Raw genomic sequence first — 1,043 nt, 5'->3', positions numbered from 1 at the left:
GACGCGCATCCCGGCATCAATCTCGACGACCTGGTCGATCTGGGCCATGTCGGCGTGGTTGCCACCGATACCGACGGCACTCAGGCGACCGGCACCGTCAACGTGACGGTGTCCGACGACGTGCCGACGGCGCATGACGAAGCCTCGCAGAATGTTGCCGAGGGTGCGACGATCACTGGCACGCTGGACTTCGTGGCCGGCGCCGATGGCGCCACGGTGACGCACATCGGCTCTACTGTGCTGGTCTTCGGCAACGACGGCTACTCGCAGGCGATCGATATCGGCGATGGCTCGATCAAGGTCATGGCTGACGGCCACTACTCCTTCACCGCCGACAGTTCGGTTCTCGGCACCGGTGCGGCTTCGGCGACCTACACGGTGACTGACGGCGACGGCGACACTGCAACGGCCGGTATCACCTTTGCGGTGACCGACGCCAATACGCCGACAAGCGGCACGGCTACGGCTGCGGTTGACGATGACGGGCTTGCTGGCGGCAATCCGGCTAGCACCTTGGGCGATATCGACGCCAATCTCGGCGAGGTTCCGTTCAGTGCCAGCGAAAAGACCTATAACGGAGCGCTCGGCGGCAGCGTCGGTGGCGACGGCGCCGGCGCCAACGGCTTCTCGTTCGCAACGTTGGATGGCACTAATGGCACGGTCGGCCAGGAGAACGTGACCTACAGCTGGGACGCCGGCAGTGACACACTGACCGCGACAGGCCCTCGTGGCGTCCTGTTCACGATGCATGTGACCGACCCGGCAACTGGCGCCTACACGGTGACGCTGGTCGACAACGTGCTTCAGGCCCAAGGCCCGAACGATGAGAACAATGCGACCGTCGATCTCGACTATGTGATCACCGATGCGGACGGCTCGACGGCACCGGGCACGCTGACCATTACCTTCAATGACGACGGCCCTTCCGTGACGGTCGGGACGGTTGCGGATAGCGCCCTGACATTGGTGACGCAGGACGCCGATACGATCGGCAACAATACCGACACGGCGAGCGCAAGCTTCGCGGCCGCCTTCCTTGGGGC

General features: G+C 64.4%; 1 protein-coding gene. It reads left to right on the top strand.

Going from position 1 to position 1,043, the window contains the following annotated elements:
• Positions 1–1,043: Ig-like domain-containing protein (locus FJ543_RS31710; RefSeq protein ID WP_210243721.1), on the top strand; the 1,043-nt coding region annotated here is incomplete at both ends.

It is taken from the genome of Mesorhizobium sp. B2-5-7 (assembly GCF_006440875.1).
Classification (GTDB): domain Bacteria; phylum Pseudomonadota; class Alphaproteobacteria; order Rhizobiales; family Rhizobiaceae; genus Mesorhizobium; species Mesorhizobium australicum.
The sequence above is the reverse complement of the archived record's forward strand: the minus strand, read 5'-3'. Positions and strand labels throughout refer to the sequence as shown.